Here is a 16,872-nt window from a genome sequence, read left to right on the forward strand (position 1 = left end):
AAGGGGGAGTTTGCACCAGATCATGGTAGTCGAAGACGTCTTCGAGCTTCCAACCGCTCCGCTCAGGGCTGACAGCCGCTCGGTCAGAGCCGCGAATAAGCCTGCTCGAGCAGCTTGGCAGCCTCCTCGAAGCTGCAGCCTCGCGCACTCGCCGCGGATGCGAAGGCTGCGGCAGCGGTGGTCAATTCCTCCTCGCGTTCGTCACGCGGGGCAACGACCGTTCCAGCGCGCCCGCGCGTCACGACGACTTTGGCCTCCTCGAGCTCCCGGTAGGCCCTGGCAACGGTGTGCGGCGCGACCCCGAGGTCGGCGGCGAGTGAGCGGACGGGCGGAAGACGCCGCCCCGCGGGCAGAGAGCCATCGGCGACGAGGTCGGCGACCCGGCGCCGCAGCTGCTCGAAGAGGGGCGTCGCGTGGTCCTGGTCCGGGCGCCACATGCCCGGAAAGTCCGCTTCTTCCATGAGCACCAGAGTAAGGCGCACGAGCCCCGTCCACACGATGCCGGGCGAGCCTAGACTGGCGCAATGACGAGCCTCATCCATGACCTTGACCACGTCACCGTCCGGAGCGTCTCTGTCGGCGACATGGACAACAATGTGTACCTCATCACGGGGAAGGAGTCGGGGCAGCAGCTCCTCATCGATGCGGCCGACGACCTCCCCGCGCTGAGACGCCTCCTCGATGAAGGGGCACAGGACGCCGCCCAGCCGGCGCGGCTCGCACTCGTCGCGACGACGCACCAGCATTGGGACCATGTGCGCGCCCTCGAAGGACTCGTCGCCGAGACGCGCGCCCGGACTGCCGCGGGAAGGCAGGACGTTTCCGGCATCCCCGTTCCCGTCGACGTCGTCCTCGACCACGGCGACGTCGTGAACTTCGACGGCTTCGACGTCACGGCGGTGCACCTGCGGGGCCATACGCCCGGCTCCATCGCGTACGTCCTCAAGGACGGCGACGCCCCCCACCTCATCTTCTCGGGCGACTCCCTGTTTCCGGGCGGCGTCGGCAACACGCAGAAGGACCCCGATCGCTTCGCCCTCCTGTTCGGCGACGTCGTCGAGCGGCTCTTCGACGTGTATCCGGACGATGCTGTCGTGCTTCCCGGCCACGGCCGCTCCACGACCCTCGGAGCGGAACGCCCCCAGCTCGACGCGTGGCGGGCCCGCGGCTGGTAGGCGCACGGCCCACAGGCCTCAGCAGGTCGGCTGGCTCAGAGCAGGTCGGCAGGCTCAGAGCAGGTCGGCAGGCTCAGAAGATCCCATCAGCGAACGGCTTCCTTCCGACGCAGAAGATCCGCCGGAAGGGGAAGACCGTGCCGTACTCGTGGGCCGGGTAGGCGTCCAGGAGCAGCTGGTTGTACTGCTCCTCGAACTGGGCCCCTTCCTCGGGGCTGAGTGCATCGAGGACGGGGCGGAGCGCCGTGCCGCGGACCCAGTTGAGCACGGGGTCCTCCCCCGGGAGGACTTGGCAGTACGTCGTCTCCCACACGTCGGCCTCCCACCCCGCGGTGCGCATGAGGTCGAGATAGTCCGTGGGCTCCCCCACCGCGTCGGTGTGGCGCAGGACGCCGCGCAGGCGCCGCTCCCACTGCGAGGACTGGGCGAGCTCGCGCAGGAGCGTGTGCGACGGCGCCCCGAAGTTCCCCGGCACCTGGACCGCGAGCCACGCTCCCGGGGCAAGCTGCTCGAGCCAACGCTCCATGAGGGCCTGGTGCCCTGGCACCCACTGCAGTACGGCGTTCGAGACGACGACGTCGACGTCGTCGTCGGGGGCCCAGGCGACGATGTCGCCGAGCTGGAAGCTCAGGCCTGGCCGCCCCGGCGTGGTCCGTTCCGCAGCCGCGATCATCTCGGGAGAGCTGTCGATGCCCTCGACGACCGCGTCGGGCCAGCGGTCCGCGAGCGCGGCTGTGAGAGTCCCCGGCCCGCAGCCGAGGTCGACGACGTGCCGGGGCGCGTCTGCCCCGACCCTCGAGGTGAGGTCGAAGAACGGGCGCCCCCGATGGTCGCCGAAGCGGACGTAGAGGGCCGGATCCCAGGTGGGCGAAGCACTCATGGCTCCAACGCTAGTGCGGATAGGATGGAGGCGCCATGAGACTTGACCAGCTCCTCCCTGACCTCGGCCGCGCCGACGACGCCGGCACCCTCCCTGACGGGCTGCCCGACGCCGTCTACGAGCGGTTTGTCGAGTGGGCCGAGGGCCGGGGCCTCTCCCTCTACCCAGCCCAGGACGAGGCCGTCATGGAGCTCGCCCAGGGGAACAACGTGATTCTCGCGACGCCCACCGGGTCGGGCAAGTCCCTCGTCGCGATCGCCGCGCACTTCTACGGCCTCGCGACCGGCCAGCGCAGCTACTACACAGCGCCGATCAAGGCCCTCGTCTCGGAGAAGTTCTTCGCCCTGTGCGACATCTTCGGCGCCGAGAACGTCGGGATGGTCACGGGCGATTCGTCGGTCAACGGCCACGCGCCGATCATCTGCTGCACGGCGGAGATCCTCGCGAACCACGCCTTGCGCGAGGGTGCCGCGGCCGACCTCGGGCCGGTCGTCATGGACGAATTCCACTTCTACTCCGATCCCCAGCGGGGTTGGGCGTGGCAGGTTCCGATCCTCGAACTCCCCCAGGCGCAGTTCCTGCTCATGAGCGCAACCCTCGGCGACGTGAGCCGGTTCGAGCGCGAGCTCACCGAGCGCACGGGGCGCACGACGACGACGGTAGCCGGCGCGGAGCGTCCCATCCCCCTGCACTACTACTACGAGGAAAAGCCAGTCCACGAGACGCTCGAGGAGCTCCTCGCGACCAAGCAGGCGCCGGTCTACGTAGTGCATTTCAGCCAGCTCGAGGCGATCGAGCGAGCGCAGCAGCTCATGAGCGTCAACGTGTGCACGCGCGAGGAGAAGGACCGCATCGCGGAGCTCATCGCTGGCTTCCGCTTTGCGGCCGGCTTCGGGAAGACGCTCAACCGCCTCGTCCGGCACGGGATCGGGGTCCACCACGCCGGAATGCTGCCCAAGTACCGGCGCCTCGTCGAGCAGCTCGCCCAGGCGGGGCTCCTGAAGGTCATCTGCGGAACCGACACGCTCGGGGTCGGGATCAACGTCCCGATCCGCACGGTCCTGCTGACGGCCCTCAGCAAGTTCGACGGCCAGCGCACGCGGCATCTCAACGCCCGCGAGTTCCACCAGATCGCGGGACGCGCGGGCCGGGCCGGGTTCGACACGGCCGGGACCGTCGTCGTCCAGGCCCCCGAGCACGTCGTCGAGAACAATCGCGCGCTCGAGAAGGCGCGCTCGAAGTTCGGCGACGACGCGCGGAAGCTGCGGCAGGTCGTCAAGAAGAAGCCGCCCGAGGGCTTCGTCTCGTGGGGGCGCCCCACGTTCGAGCGCCTCGTCGAAGCCTCGCCCGAGCCGCTCAGCTCGAGCTTCACCGTGACGCACGCGATGCTGCTCAACCTCGTGGCACGGCCCGGCAATCCCGTCGCCGCCGCGCGCCGCCTCCTCGAGGAGAACCACGAACCGCGGGTCATCCAGCTCCGCCTCATGCGGCGTGCCCTGGGGATCCTCCGCGAACTCCTCGCAGCCGGGGTCGTCGAGAGGATCCCGGACGACGAGCGGAGCTCGGAAGACCGCGCGACGGGGCGCACCCTGCGCCTCACGGTCGACCTCCAGGAGAACTTCGCCCTCAACCAGCCGCTCTCGCCGTTCGCCCTTGCGGCCCTGGACCTCCTCGACCCGGAGTCGCCGTCGTACGCCCTCGACGTCGTCTCCGTCATCGAGGCCACCCTCGAGAAGCCGCGGCAGATCCTCTCGGCCCAGCTCAAGCGGGCCCGCGCGGACGCAGTGGCCGCGATGAAGGCCGACGGGCTCGAGTACAGCGAGCGGATGGCGATCCTCGACACCGTCACGTATGCAGAGCCCCTCAAGGAGCTCCTCGACGCGGCCTTCGACGAGTACAGGAAGCACGCACCGTGGGTCGGAGACTTCGAACTCGCGCCGAAGTCGGTCGTGCGGGACATGTACGAGCGCGCCATGGACTTCGGCGAGTTCGTCCAGTTCTATTCGCTCGCGCGCAGCGAGGGCATCGTCCTGCGCTACCTGACCGACGCGTACAAGGCGCTGAGCCAGACGGTCCCGCAGGATGCGCTCCGAGAGGACCTCGAGGACCTCATAGCGTGGCTCGGCGAACTCGTGCGGCAGGTGGACTCGAGCCTGCTCGACGAGTGGGAGGAGCTCACGAGCGGGCACGAACTGCACCCGCACGACGGGCCCCCTCCCCCGCCTCCGGCCCTCACCTCGAACCGGCGCGCCTTCCGTGTCATGGTCCGCAACGAGCTGTTCCGGCGGGTCGAGCTCTTCGCCGACGAGGATTCCGCCGGTCTCGCCCAGCTCGACGGCGACTCGGGGCTCGAGGGCGGGGCTGCGTTCGGCGCCGACGCGTGGGAGGACGCGCTGGACGCGTACTTCGACGAACACGAGGACATCGGGACGGGACCGGATGCGCGGGGCCCGCAGCTGCTCATCATCGACGAGCAGCCGCGTGTGTGGCACGTCCGCCAGATCTTCGACGATCCTGCTGGCAACCACGACTGGGGCTTCTCGGCCGACGTCGATCTGGAGGCTAGCGACGAGGCGGGTGCAGCCGTCATCCGGGTGACCCAGATTGGAAGGCTCGGCGGATAGGTTAGGGGCATGGCGAATCAATCCGTAGCCGCGCGCCTCCGGCGCGCTACCCCTGAGGACGTCCCCGTCATCCTCGAGCTCATCCACGAGCTTGCGGTGTACGAGCGCGAGCCGGACGCGGTCAAGAACACGGTGCCCGTCCTGACCGAGCAGCTCTTCGGCCAGAGTCCGGCGATCTTCGCGCACGTGGTCGAGGAGGAGGACGGCGCGGAGCCCACCCAGATCGCCGGCTTCGCCCTCTGGTTCCTCAACTACTCGACCTGGGAAGGCACTCACGGGATCTACCTCGAGGACCTCTACGTGCGGCCCGCGGCCAGAGGGCGCGGCTATGGGAAGACCCTGCTCAAGGAGCTCGCGAACATTGCTGTGCAGCGAGGGTACGCGAGGGTCGAGTGGAGTGTCCTCAAGTGGAACGAGCCCTCGATCGGCTTCTACCGGAGCATCGGAGCGCAGCCGATGGACGAGTGGGACACCTTCAGGCTCACGGGCCCCAGCCTCGTCGATTTCGGGGCCTCTGCGTGAGACGAGAGGCTGCCGCCCAGCACCGTGTCCTCGGGTCGCACGCGTTCCGAGGCCTGCGGGCCACTGAGCATCTCTTCCACGTGCCGCTCGACCACGCCGACCCGGAGGGCGAGCACATCGAGGTCTTCGCCCGCGAGTACGCTTCGGCGGCCCATCCTGTGGAGTCGATCGACCGTCTCCCGTGGCTCGTATTCCTCCAGGGCGGTCCCGGGGGGCGCGGGGTCCGGGTCACGTCCCTCTCCGGGTGGATGAAGGAGGCGGCGAAGGACTTCCGCATCCTCATGCTGGACCAGCGTGGGACCGGGCTCTCGAGCCCGGCGGACCGCCTCAGCCTCCCGCTACGGGGCAAGCCCAGGGACCAGGTCGAATACCTCGCCCATTTCCGCGCGGACTCGATTGTCCTCGACTGCGAGTCGATCCGGCGCGCTCTCGGTTCAGCGCCGTGGACCGTCTATGGCCAGAGCTACGGCGGCTTCTGCACGCTCACCTACCTGTCCATCGCTCCACAGGGAGTCAGGCAGGCCCTCATCACGGGCGGCCTGGCGCCGCTCGAGGGGCCGGCCGACCGGGTCTACCGTGCGACGTACGCTCGGCTCGCGGCCCGCAACAGCGAGTATTTCTCGTGGTATCCCGAGGACCGTGGGCATCTGGCAGAGATCGCACACCACGTCCGCAGGGTGTGCGAGCGGCTTCCCGACGGGAGCCGGCTCACTCCCGAGCGCCTCCAGCTCGTCGGCAGCTTCCTCGGCGGGAACACGCGCGTCGATTCGCTGCACTACCTCCTCGAGGACGCGTTCACGCGCTCGGTGGAGGGGAGGCGCCTCTCCGATGCCTTCCTCCATCAGGTGCACTCCGCCGTCACCCGCGCGCCGAACCCGCTCTACGCCGTCATGCACGAGTCGATCTACGCCCAGGCCCAGTCCACCGACTGGGCCGCGTGGCGCCTCCTCGCGGAGTACCCGGAGTTCCGCGCCGACGCCGAGGAGCCACTCCTGCTCGGGGAGATGGTCTGCCCGTGGCTCTTCGAGCAGGATCCGGCGCTGACGCCGCTCGCCGAGACAGCCGCCCTCCTCGCCGAGAAGGCCGACTGGGGCATGCTCTACGACCCGCCCCGGCTCGCCGAGAACGAGGTCCCCGTCGCCGCGGCCGTCTACCGCGACGACATCTACGTGGACCGGACGCTGTCGCTCGAGACCGCGGCCAGCATCCGAGGGCTCAAGGTGTGGGAGACAGCGGACTTCCACCACGATGGGATCTCGGACGACGGCGAGGGCATCTTCGCGCGTCTCCTCGGCCTCGTCCGCGAAGACTGACGACGGGGCTCGCCTCAGGCCGGCACGGGGTCACGCGTGCCCGGCGGCCTGCATCTGCCGGAGCTCCTTCTTGAGGTCGCCCACCTCGTCGCGAAGCCGCGCGGCGAGCTCGAATTGGAGCTCCGCCGCCGCCCCGTGCATCTGCTCCGTGAGCTGCTCGATGAGTCCCACGAGATCCTCCGCGGGCGCAGCAGCGACCCGGTCGCGCCGCAGTTCGGCCTCCGCCTTCTCCGGACCGGCCGCCGCCCCCTTGCGCCTGCCGCCCTTCCCGGCGCGTTGGCTCTCGAGCAGGGCGCGAGTGTCCTGATCCTCGCGGAGGAGCTGGTCCGTGATGTCCGCGATCCGCTTGCGCAGAGGCTGGGGATCAATCCCGTGCTCGCGGTTGAACGCGAGCTGGATCTCCCGGCGGCGGTTCGTCTCGTCGATCGCCTGCGCCATCGAATCCGTGATCTTGTCCGCGTACATGTGGACCTGGCCGGACACATTCCGGGCCGCACGACCGATCGTCTGGATGAGCGACGTCGACGACCGCAGGAAGCCCTCCTTGTCCGCGTCGAGGATGCTCACGAGCGAGACCTCGGGGAGGTCGAGGCCCTCCCTGAGGAGGTTGATGCCCACGAGGACGTCGAAGACACCCAGCCTGAGCTCGCGGAGCAGTTCGACGCGGCGCAGCGTGTCGACATCGGAGTGCAGGTACTGGACCTTCACCCCATGGCCCATGAGGTAGTCCGTGAGGTCCTCGGCCATGCGCTTCGTGAGGGTCGTGACCAGGACGCGCTCGTTCCGCTCGACGCGGTCGCGGATCTCGCCCAGGAGATCGTCGATCTGGCCCTTGGTGGGCTTGACCACGACCTCCGGGTCGACGAGGCCGGTCGGGCGGATGATCTGCTGCACGACGCCGTCGGACTTGCCGAGCTCGTACTTTCCGGGAGTCGCAGAGAGGTAGATCGTCTGGCCGATCCGCTCGAGGAACTCGTCCCACTTGAGCGGGCGGTTGTCCATCGCGGAGGGCAGCCGGAAGCCGTGGTCCACGAGCGTGCGCTTCCTCGACATGTCGCCTTCGTACATCGAGCCGATCTGGGGCACGGTGACGTGCGACTCGTCGATGACGAGCAGGAAGTCATCGGGGAAGTAGTCCAGGAGGCAGTGCGGGGCCGAGCCCGCCTCGCGTCCGTCGATGTGGCGCGAGTAGTTCTCGATGCCGGAGCAGAACCCCATCTGCTGCATCATCTCGAGGTCGTACGTCGTCCGCATGCGGAGGCGCTGTGCCTCGACCAGCTTGTTCTGGGACTCGAGCGTCTTGAGCCGCTCGGCGAGCTCGTCCTCGATGGCAGCGATGGCACGGTTCATCCGCTCGGGGCCGGCGACGTAGTGCGAGGCCGGGAAGACGTACATCTCCTGTTCCTCGCGGATCACCTCGCCGGTTACCGGGTGCAGCGTATGGATGCTCTCGACCTCGTCCCCGAAGAACTCGACGCGCAGCGCGAGCTCCTCGTACATCGGGATGATCTCGACCGTGTCCCCTCGGACCCGGAACGTCCCGCGGTGGAAGTCGATGTCGTTGCGCACGTACTGCATCGACACGAACTTCCTCAGGAGGGTGTCGCGATCGAGCTCCATGCCCTTCTGCAGGGTCACCATCCCGGCGACGTACTCTTCCGGGGTGCCGAGGCCGTAGATGCAGGAGACGGTCGCGACGACGATGACGTCCCGCCGGGTCAGCAGCGAGTTCGTGGCCGAGTGGCGGAGCCGCTCGACCTCCTCGTTGATCGAGGAGTCCTTCTCGATATAGGTGTCCGTCTGCGGAACGTACGCCTCAGGCTGGTAGTAGTCGTAGTAGGAGACGAAGTACTCGACCGCGTTGTTGGGCAGGAGCTCGCGGAACTCGTTGGCGAGCTGCGCGGCAAGGGTCTTGTTCTGCACCATCACGAGCGTCGGACGCTGGAGCTTCTCGACGACCCATGCGGTCGTCGCGCTCTTGCCCGTACCCGTCGCGCCGAGCAGCACGACGTCCTTCTCGCCGTTCTGGATCCGCTCCGTGATCTCCGCGATGGCCGTCGGCTGGTCGCCGGCCGGCTGATAGTCGCTGACGACCTCGAAAGGGGCGACGACGCGGTTGATCTCCTGGGCAAGGCTCATGCATCAAATCTACGCCGGGCTGCGGACAGGGCATGTCCGCATTCGCCGCGAGCGGACTCCCCCTCGCGCTCGCGGCTTCCGGCGAGGCGGCTCAGCGAGCCGAGACCGTATCGGTCCCGGCTGCCGGGAGCAGTTCCTCGCGCCAGAGCCGGTCGACGGCGTCGCGCAGCTCCCGAAGGCTGCCGCTGTTCTCGATCACATAGTCGGCCGCCTCGAGGCGCTCCTCCCGCGAGGCCTGGGCTGCCATGCGGGCGCGCGACTGCTCCTCGGTGAGCCCGTTGCGCTCCCCCAACCGGCGGATCCGGAGGTCGTCCGGTGCATCGACCACCACGACGGCGTCGAAATTGGCGGCCTGTCCGGTCTCCACGAGCAGCGGGATGTCCTGGACCACGACGGCGTCCGCGGGCGCTTGGGCGACGATCGCCGCAGCGCGGGCACGGACGCGTGGGTGGACGATCGAGTTCAGGAGTTCACGTCGCGAGGGGTCCGCGAAGACGAGGGCACCGAGTGCTGCCCGGTCCAGCGCGCCGTCGGCCGTGAGGATCTCCGGGCCGAAGGCCTCCGCGATCTCCGCGAGGCCGTCAGTGCCAGGCTCGACCACCTCACGCGCGATGAGGTCGGCGTCGACCAGGACCGCACCCAGCTCGACGAGGCGCCGCGCGACCTCCGACTTCCCCGAGGCGATCCCGCCCGTCAATCCGACTCTCAGCACCCGACCAGCCTATCCGCACCCCCGCGAGGACCACTGCAGGCGGAGCGCCTGGGACGCCGTCGAAGAATGGCGACACCGTCGAACATCGGCGGCCTCTAAACTTGTGCGGTGACCTCGACCGGGAGCCGTGCCCTTCGCTACAGCACGGTCGACGGCGAGCATCGCCACGAGCTCGAGGTCAAGCGCTCCCGTTTCATCACGGTCCTGCGGCGAGCCGAGACCGAGGAGGAAGCACGGTCGCTCGTCGCACAGCTGCGCCGCGAGTTCCACGACGCAAGGCACCATTGCAGCGCGTTCGTCCTCGGACCCGACCGGACCACCCAGCGCAGCAACGACGACGGGGAGCCGTCCGGGACCGCGGGGGTGCCGATGCTCGACGCCCTCCTCAAGGGCAGCGCGGTCGACGGCGAAGCCGACCTGAGCGACACCGTCGCCGTCGTCGTGCGGTACTTCGGGGGGATCCTGCTCGGCGCGGGCGGGCTCGTCCGCGCCTACTCCGAGTCGGTATCGCGGGCTCTGGCCTCCGCGCCGCTCGTGCAGCGCCAGCGGCTGCGGCTCCTGTCCGTAGAGGCCGCGCACGGCGCGGCAGGGCGCCTCGAGAACGACCTCCGGGCCTCCGGCGTCGCAGTCCTCGGAACGGAGTACGGCCCCTCCGCAGCGACGCTCCGCCTTGCCGTCGAGGATGACGACGTCGCGGCCACAGCCTTCTCGGAACGGCTCGCGACCCTCACGGGCGGGAACTCCACCGCCGTAGACCTCGGGACTTCTTGGGTGGACCTCCGCTAGCTGCTTCCGGCCAGCCAGGGTCGGAGGGCCGAGCGCTCCCGGGCGGGGCGGTCGGGCCCTGAGGCGGGCGTGGATACGCGAAGGGCGGGCCCTGCCTGCGCAGGGCCCGCCCTTCGTGCGGAGCCTTCCGGACGGCTGTAGTCAGCCGCGGCGGATCAGTTGCCCGTCAGCTTCTCGCGGAGCGCGGCGAGAGCCTCGTCCGAGGCGAGCGTGCCGCTCTCGGGGGCCGGGGCCTCCGAGGAGTAGCTCGTCGGGACGGACTCGCGGCCCGATGCCGCAGCCGCGTCGTCGGCGAGGTGCTGTGCAACCTGCTTCTTGTGCGCCTCCCAGCGCGTCTGGGCGTCAGCGTACTGCTGCTCCCATGCGGCGCGCTGTGACTCGTAGCCCTCGAGCCACTCGTTCGACTCCGGGTCGAAGCCCTCGGGGTACTTGTAGTTGCCCTCTTCGTCGTACTCGGCGGCCATGCCGTAGAGCGCCGGGTCGAACTCGGTCGAGTCCGGGTCCACGCCCTCGTTGGCCTGCTTGAGCGACAGCGAGATGCGGCGACGCTCGAGGTCGATGTCGATGACCTTGACGAAGATCTCGTCGCCCACCGAGACGACCTGCTCGGCGAGGTCGACGTGACGCTCGGCAAGCTCGGAGATGTGGACGAGGCCCTCGATGCCGTCCTCGACGCGGACGAACGCGCCGAACGGAACGAGCTTCGTGACCTTGCCGGGAACGACCTGGCCGAGCGCGTGGGTCCGCGCGAAGGTCTGCCACGGGTCTTCCTGGGTCGCCTTGAGCGAGAGCGAGACGCGCTCGCGCTCGAGGTCCACCTCGAGAACCTCGACGGTGACCTCCTGGCCGACCTCGACGACCTCGGACGGGTGGTCGATGTGCTTCCAGGAGAGCTCGGAGACGTGGACGAGGCCGTCGACGCCGCCGAGGTCCACGAACGCACCGAAGTTGACGATCGAGGAGACGACGCCCGTGCGGACCTGGCCCTTCTCGAGCTTGTTGAGGAACGTCGAGCGGACCTCGGACTGGGTCTGCTCGAGCCACGCACGGCGGGACAGGACCACATTGTTGCGGTTCTTGTCGAGCTCGATGATCTTCGCCTCGAGCTTCTGGCCGATGTACGGCGCAAGGTCCCGCACGCGGCGCATCTCGACGAGCGAGGCCGGGAGGAAGCCACGGAGACCGATGTCGAGGATGAGGCCACCCTTGACCACCTCGATGACGGTGCCGGTGACGACGCCGTCCTCTTCCTTGATCTTCTCGATGTCGCCCCAAGCGCGCTCGTACTGCGCGCGCTTCTTCGACAGGATCAGACGGCCTTCCTTGTCCTCCTTCGTGAGGACGAGGGCCTCCACCTGATCGCCGACCGCCACGACCTCACCGGGGTCGACGTCGTGCTTGATGGAAAGCTCACGGGAGGGGATGACGCCCTCGGTCTTGTACCCGATGTCGAGGAGGACCTCGTCGCGGTCGACCTTGACGACAGTGCCCTCGACGAGGTCGCCGTCGTTGAAGTACTTGATGGTGGCGTCGACGGCGGCAAGGAAGTCATCGGCAGAGCCAATGTCGTTGATAGCGACCTGCGGGGTGCCGGACTTCTCGGTGGAGGTGATGGTCATGTAGTAGGGGCTCCGATGTGGATCGTTAGTCGGTCAGGCAGTCGGTCCCGTGCCATGGGGCATCGGAGCGACATCCTGAAATTTGGATTGGAACAGCAGCGCACTACGCGCCCGTCCAGTTTAGTGGGCAGCCGCAAGCCGGGTCAAAGCGAGGCGAAGCTGTGGGAGCAACATTTCGCTACGCAGGGCTGCCGGGCACGGCCAGCCCGGACTGGGACAGCGTAGTGAACCGGATTCCGCGGTCGAGAAGCGCCGGGAGGCCGGTCGCATATCCGGGCGCGGTGCCGGATCCCGGCTGGTTCATGTGGCTGATGACGATGTCGCCGGGCCCCACGGTCCGAAGCTGCGCGGCCACCTGCCACGCGGGGAAGGTCGCTCCGGCGTCGGCGTTCACCGAGAAGTTGACGGGCACCAGTCCGGCGGCGGAGGTTGCGGCCGCCGTGATGTCGTCGTAGTAGGCCGTGCCCGGGCGGAACCACGGAACGGGCGCGCCCGCCAGGGCGGACACGCGGTCCTCGTTGCCCAGCACCTCGTCGAGGGCGGCAGCAAGCGACCTCGTGCCCGGGATTCCGTAGGCGCTCTGCCCCGACACCGAGAGCGGGACGTGGGCCGTCCCATGGTTGCCGATCTCGAACAGCGGGTCTCCGGCGAGCTCCGCGCTGAGCGACGGGTTGGCCTGGATCCAGCGGGCGTTGAGGAAGAGCGTCGCGGGCACCTTGTACCGCCGCAGCGTCTGGATGAGGGTGGAGTCGTACCGCGAGCCGCCGGGCCCTCCGCACGCGTCGAACGTGAGCGCAACCGCCGTCGTCGCCGTCTGCGTCACGACGCCCTTGACAGCGAGCCCCCATTGCCTCGGAGTCTGCCCCCGGAACCGGTCCTCGATCGCCAGCCGTTCGGCGGCGCTGAGCACGTGGGGCCGCAGCGGCGTCGGCGTGGGCGTGGCGGACGGCGTGACCGGCGCAGGCGGAGGCGTCGAGGGTGCGGGAGTCCCGATGGCGGGCTGGGCGATCGTCGTCTGGGCGACTTGGGTCGCCCCGCACGCGGTCAGGAGCGCGCCGAGCGAGGCCGAGCCCAGAGTGGTCAGCAGAGTGCGCCGCGAGGCATGCGGCATCAAGGAGGGCATGGGCGCTCCAAGGTCGGTGAGCAGGCCGCTCAGAAGTGGGTGAGACAGTGGGCAGGCCGTTCGACGGCGAACATCCGTTCCGCTTCGAGGGCGGCCCCGGGGTTCTCCTCGCTGATGCGCCCTGCTTCCCTCAGGGTAGTCGGTCGGACGCCGCCCACGTACAACGACGCGAGTTCCGCCGTGTCGAGGACGAGGTCGGGCCGCTCGCCGTCGGCGCGCGAGACGCGCGCCGTCCCACCGTCTACCGCGATCCGGTACCTGCCGGCGGCCAGCCCCAGCCCGTCGACGACGTCGAGCACGAGCGAGCCGTCCGCTCCGTAGCGCCTCGCCTCGAGCGCAGCCGGCACGTCGAGGATGCGCAGCCACAGCATGTCCTGCGCTCCCAGAGCGCGGAGTGCGCGCGCGTCGTCGAGCGCCCACGCCAGCGGGTCCTCGGCTGGGGCCTCGTTCCACACGATCCGGCGCACGAGGTCGAGCGAGCCGAGGAAGTCCCACAGCGCGAGGTACGCTTCCGGCGTCGCGGCGACGAGGTCCCGGACGTCCATCGTGTGCGGCTCATGGTCCCACCCTTGGAACGCGTAGGTCACGTAGCCGTCCGGCGTGCCGTCGGCGTCGAAGTGCAGCGCCGCGCGCAGGGCTCGGTCCTCGCCGCCGCCGTCCCTGTCCCACAGCCCGGCGGCCGCATGGCGGTACCGCTCCTGGCGGTCGATGGATCCCGGCGTCACGCGGTGGGTGCGCTCGAACACCGACGGCGCGAGGTCGAGGAGGACCCCCGGGTCCGCGGCCTCGACCCTGCCGTCCGTGGGGACGGCGAGCTTGAAGCGAGGGCCAGTCGTGACTGTGACCCGGCGTTCCGCCGTCGCGACTCCGAAGCCGAAACGGCGGTAGATGGAGGCCTCGGACGCGGTGAGCGCGGCGATCGGGACGCCGTCGGACTTCGCCCTCGCGAGGTCCTCCGTCATGAGCCGCCGCAGGAGCCCGCGGCGGCGATGGCTCGTGCGGACCGTCACCGCCGTCACGAGGTGGGCCGGGACAAGCACCCCGTAGCCGGCGTTGAGCGTCTTCCGGAACGTTGCGAACGTCGCGACGGGGACCTCGGGGCCGAGCGCCCCGACGGGCACGGGACCCGGCTGATAGGCACCCGTGAGCTCGCGGTCGTCGATCACGAGCGCGGCGGCCGTCTTCGCGACCAGGTCCTCCGAACGGCGCTCCTCGTAGAAGCCCGCCCCCACGGCCCGGATCCAGTCCCGCGTCTGCGCGTAGCCTTCCTCGCCCGGCCGCGAGGGCCGGAACCGCCGCAGCTCGTAGTCGCCCGCGAGCGCCATCAGTGCCCGGCTTCGTTCCAAGTGCGGCCCACCCCGACCTGGACGTCGAGCGGCACCGAGAGCTGCGCCGCGGACCCCATGCGTTCGATGACGACCTCGCGGACGGCGGCCTCCTCCCCCGGCGCGACCTCCACCACGAGCTCGTCGTGGATCTGGAGCAGCAGCCGGGAGGCGAGGCCGCGGGCCTCGAGCTCGTGCTCGACGCCGAGCATCGCCAGTTTGATGATGTCCGCGGCGGATCCCTGGATCGGAGAGTTGAGCGCCACCCGCTCCGCCACCTCCCGCCGGGCGCGGTCCGTGCTGTTGAGGTCCGGGAGGTAACGGCGCCGCCCGAAGATCGTCGACGTGTAGCCGTCCTTGCGGGCCTGCTCGACCACCCCGCGGAGGTAGTCGCGGACACCGCCGAACCGGTCGAAGTAGTCCTTCATGAGGTTGCGCGCCTCGTCCACGGAGATGTCGAGCTGCTTCGAGAGCCCGAACGAGGTGAGCCCGTATGCGAGCCCGTAGGACATGGCCTTGACCTTCGCGCGCATCTCGGAGGTGACCTCGGCTGGCGCCACATGGAAGATGCGCGAGCCCACGAAGCGGTGGAGGTCTTCGCCCTCCCGGTACGCCTGGATCAGGCCAGCGTCGTTCGAGAGGTGCGCCATGATGCGCATCTCGATCTGCGAGTAGTCGGCGGAGAGCAGCGACTCGTAGCCCTCCCCCACGACGAACACGTCACGCACCCGACGTCCCTCCTCGGAACGGATCGGGATGTTCTGGAGGTTCGGGTTGTTCGAGGACAGCCGCCCTGTCGCGGCGATGTTCTGCGCGTAGGTCGTGTGGATGCGGGAATCGGACGTCACGGACTTCTTGAGCGTCTCGACCATCTGGCGGAGCTTGCTCGATTCGCGGTGCGCCATGAGCCCTTCGAGGAACGGGTGCCCGGTCTTGTCGAGCAGTTCCTTGAGCGAGGCCGCGTCCGTGGTGTAGCCGGTCTTGATCTTCTTGGTCTTGGGCAGCTCGAGCTCGTCGAAGAGGACCGTCTGGAGCTGCTTGGGCGAACCGAGGTTGACCTCGTGGCCGATCGCGGCGTAGGCCCTTCCCGCGGCCTCCTCGCTCGCGCGGCCGAGGTCGTCCATGAGCGCGTCGATCTGCTCCTTCGAGACCGCGATTCCGGTCCACTCCATGTCGAGCAGCACGCGGGCGAGTGGGAGCTCCATCTCGGCCAGGAGCGAGGCCGCGCCCACTTCGTCGAGGCGCGGCGCGAAATCCGCGTTGAGTGCCCGTACGACGGCGGCCTCCCGCACGAGCGCTCCGGCGGCCTCGTCGTCCCCTCCGAGGGAGAGGGCGAGCTGCCCGCTCGCGGGAGCCGGGCCGAGCTGGATGTCGAGGTGGTGCTGGGCAAGGTCGGACAGGGCGTAGCTCCGCCGGTCGGGCTCGATGAGGTAGCCGGAGACCGAGACGTCGTCGACAACCCCCTCGAGCTCGACGCCGAGCGCCCGCAGGGCCTTCGCGGACTCCTTGTACTCGTGGATCGCCTTGGGCACGGAGGGATCTGCCAGCCATGAGGCAAGCGGCGCCGGGAACGCGCCGTCGACCGCTACGTAGAGGGCCTGCCCGTGCGAGGCGAGGGCGACGGCGGTCGCCTCCTGCCGCTCCCCCGCCTGCTCGGCGCGTATCGCGACAGCAACGGGTCTGACGCCCGCGTCGCTCGCGAGGCTCGCGAGCGCCGCGGGAAGCTCGTCCGAACCCGGCCGCGTGTACTCGGGCACCTCGAAGACGTCGGTGCCCGAGACCTCGGGCTCGGTTGCGAAGATCTCGTACACGCGGGCCCTGAGGTTCTTGAACTCGAGCTCGTCGAAGAGCGATTCGATGGCGGCGGGATCCGGCTCGGGAGAGGCCAGCTCGTCGAGTGCGACCGGAAGCTCGAGGTCGGTGAGGAGCCGGTTGAGGCGCCGGTTCCGTTCGACGGACTCGATGTTCTCGCGCAGGCTCTCGCCGGCCTTGCCCTTGATCTCGTCCGCGTGCTCGAGGACTCCCTCGAGCCCGTCGTACAGGGCGATCCACTTCGCCGCCGTCTTGGGCCCCACGCCCGGGACTCCGGGGAGGTTGTCTGCGGATTCGCCCACGAGTGCCGCGAGGTCCGGGTAGCGCGCAGGTGGGACGAGGTACTTCTCCTCGATCGCGGCGGCGTCCATGCGCGGAATGTCGCTCACGCCCTTGCGCGGGTACAGGACCGAGACGCGGTCGTTGACGAGCTGGAACGTGTCGCGGTCGCCGGAGACGAGGTAGACCTCCATGCCGGCGTCCGCGCCCTGGGCTGCGAGGGTCGCGAGGATGTCGTCTGCCTCGTACCCGGGGAGCTCGATGGTCCGGATGCCGAGGGCCTGCATGACCCGCTTGATGATGTCGATCTGGCCGCGGAACTCGGACGGCGTCTCGTTGCGCCCGCCCTTGTACTCGCTGTACTCGGCCTTGCGGTAAGTCGTCTCATCGCTCACGTCGAACGCGACCGCGACGTGGGTGGGCTTCTGGTCCCGCATGAGGTTGATGAGCATTGAGGTGAAGCCGTGGACGGCATTCGTGTGCTGGCCTTCGGCGTTCCGGAAGCTCTCGGCGGGCAGGGCGAAGAAGGCACGGAAGGCCATGGAATGCCCGTCGACGACGAG

13 protein-coding genes are annotated in these 16,872 nt (G+C 69.3%); 5 read left to right on the top strand and 8 right to left on the bottom strand.

Annotated features, from left to right (window positions below; translation table 11 throughout):
• Nucleotides 1–83 precede the first annotated feature (83 nt).
• Nucleotides 84–461: a GntR family transcriptional regulator gene (locus E6A21_RS03975; RefSeq protein WP_138442843.1), complete on the bottom strand. Its 378-nt coding sequence runs from the start codon at nt 459–461 to the stop codon at nt 84–86.
• Between the two features lie 63 nt (nt 462–524).
• Between E6A21_RS03975 and E6A21_RS03980 the strand changes: the two genes are divergently transcribed.
• Complete coding sequence (locus tag E6A21_RS03980; protein ID WP_138442844.1) at nt 525–1,175, top strand: MBL fold metallo-hydrolase; 651 nt, start codon at nt 525–527, stop codon at nt 1,173–1,175.
• A gap of 73 nt (nt 1,176–1,248) precedes the next feature.
• Here E6A21_RS03980 and E6A21_RS03985 read toward each other — a convergent pair whose 3' ends face one another.
• Nucleotides 1,249–2,055: a trans-aconitate 2-methyltransferase gene (locus tag E6A21_RS03985; protein ID WP_138442845.1), complete on the bottom strand. Its 807-nt coding sequence runs from the start codon at nt 2,053–2,055 to the stop codon at nt 1,249–1,251.
• Between the two features lie 35 nt (nt 2,056–2,090).
• On the opposite strand from E6A21_RS03985, the gene E6A21_RS03990 reads away from it, so the two are divergent.
• The 3 genes from E6A21_RS03990 to E6A21_RS04000 are packed head-to-tail and all read left to right on the top strand — an operon-like array spanning nt 2,091 to nt 6,514.
• On the top strand, nt 2,091–4,679 hold the full coding sequence (locus E6A21_RS03990) for a DEAD/DEAH box helicase (protein ID WP_138442846.1): 2,589 nt from the start codon (nt 2,091–2,093) through the stop codon (nt 4,677–4,679).
• Nucleotides 4,680–4,688: 9 nt separating this feature from the next.
• Nucleotides 4,689–5,201, top strand: coding sequence for a GNAT family N-acetyltransferase (locus tag E6A21_RS03995; RefSeq protein ID WP_138442847.1), 513 nt, complete (start codon nt 4,689–4,691; stop codon nt 5,199–5,201).
• Complete coding sequence (locus E6A21_RS04000; RefSeq protein ID WP_138442848.1) at nt 5,198–6,514, top strand: alpha/beta fold hydrolase; 1,317 nt, start codon at nt 5,198–5,200, stop codon at nt 6,512–6,514. Before E6A21_RS03995 ends, E6A21_RS04000 begins: the two co-directional genes overlap by 4 nt.
• A gap of 30 nt (nt 6,515–6,544) precedes the next feature.
• On the opposite strand, the gene uvrB is transcribed toward E6A21_RS04000, so the two are convergent.
• Entirely contained in the window at nt 6,545–8,653 is a 2,109-nt protein-coding gene (uvrB, locus tag E6A21_RS04005) for an excinuclease ABC subunit UvrB (RefSeq protein ID WP_138442849.1), read from the bottom strand.
• A 91-nt stretch (nt 8,654–8,744) separates the two neighbouring features.
• Entirely contained in the window at nt 8,745–9,365 is a 621-nt protein-coding gene (gene coaE, locus E6A21_RS04010) for a dephospho-CoA kinase (protein WP_138442850.1), read from the bottom strand.
• 108 nt (nt 9,366–9,473) lie between these two features.
• Here coaE and E6A21_RS04015 point away from each other — a divergent pair, with 108 nt between their 5' ends.
• Nucleotides 9,474–10,151 carry an IMPACT family protein gene (locus E6A21_RS04015; protein ID WP_138442851.1) on the top strand — a complete coding sequence of 226 codons (678 nt, stop codon included), beginning with the start codon at nt 9,474–9,476 and terminating at the stop codon, nt 10,149–10,151.
• 155 nt (nt 10,152–10,306) lie between these two features.
• On the opposite strand, the gene rpsA is transcribed toward E6A21_RS04015, so the two are convergent.
• From rpsA to polA, 4 genes are all read right to left on the bottom strand, one after another.
• Nucleotides 10,307–11,770, bottom strand: coding sequence for a 30S ribosomal protein S1 (gene rpsA, locus E6A21_RS04020; RefSeq protein WP_138442852.1), 1,464 nt, complete (start codon nt 11,768–11,770; stop codon nt 10,307–10,309).
• Nucleotides 11,771–11,948: 178 nt separating this feature from the next.
• Nucleotides 11,949–12,893, bottom strand: coding sequence for a polysaccharide deacetylase family protein (locus tag E6A21_RS04025; RefSeq protein WP_212745867.1), 945 nt, complete (start codon nt 12,891–12,893; stop codon nt 11,949–11,951).
• Nucleotides 12,894–12,922: 29 nt separating this feature from the next.
• Entirely contained in the window at nt 12,923–14,218 is a 1,296-nt protein-coding gene (locus tag E6A21_RS04030; RefSeq protein ID WP_138442853.1) for a GNAT family N-acetyltransferase, read from the bottom strand.
• Nucleotides 14,218–16,851, bottom strand: coding sequence for a DNA polymerase I (gene polA / locus E6A21_RS04035; RefSeq protein ID WP_246036208.1), 2,634 nt, complete (start codon nt 16,849–16,851; stop codon nt 14,218–14,220). The genes E6A21_RS04030 and polA overlap by 1 nt, the downstream gene beginning before the upstream one ends.
• Nucleotides 16,852–16,872 lie beyond the last annotated feature (21 nt).

Source organism: Sinomonas susongensis (assembly GCF_005877005.1).
In the GTDB taxonomy this organism is placed as follows: Bacteria; Actinomycetota; Actinomycetes; order Actinomycetales; family Micrococcaceae; genus Sinomonas; species Sinomonas susongensis.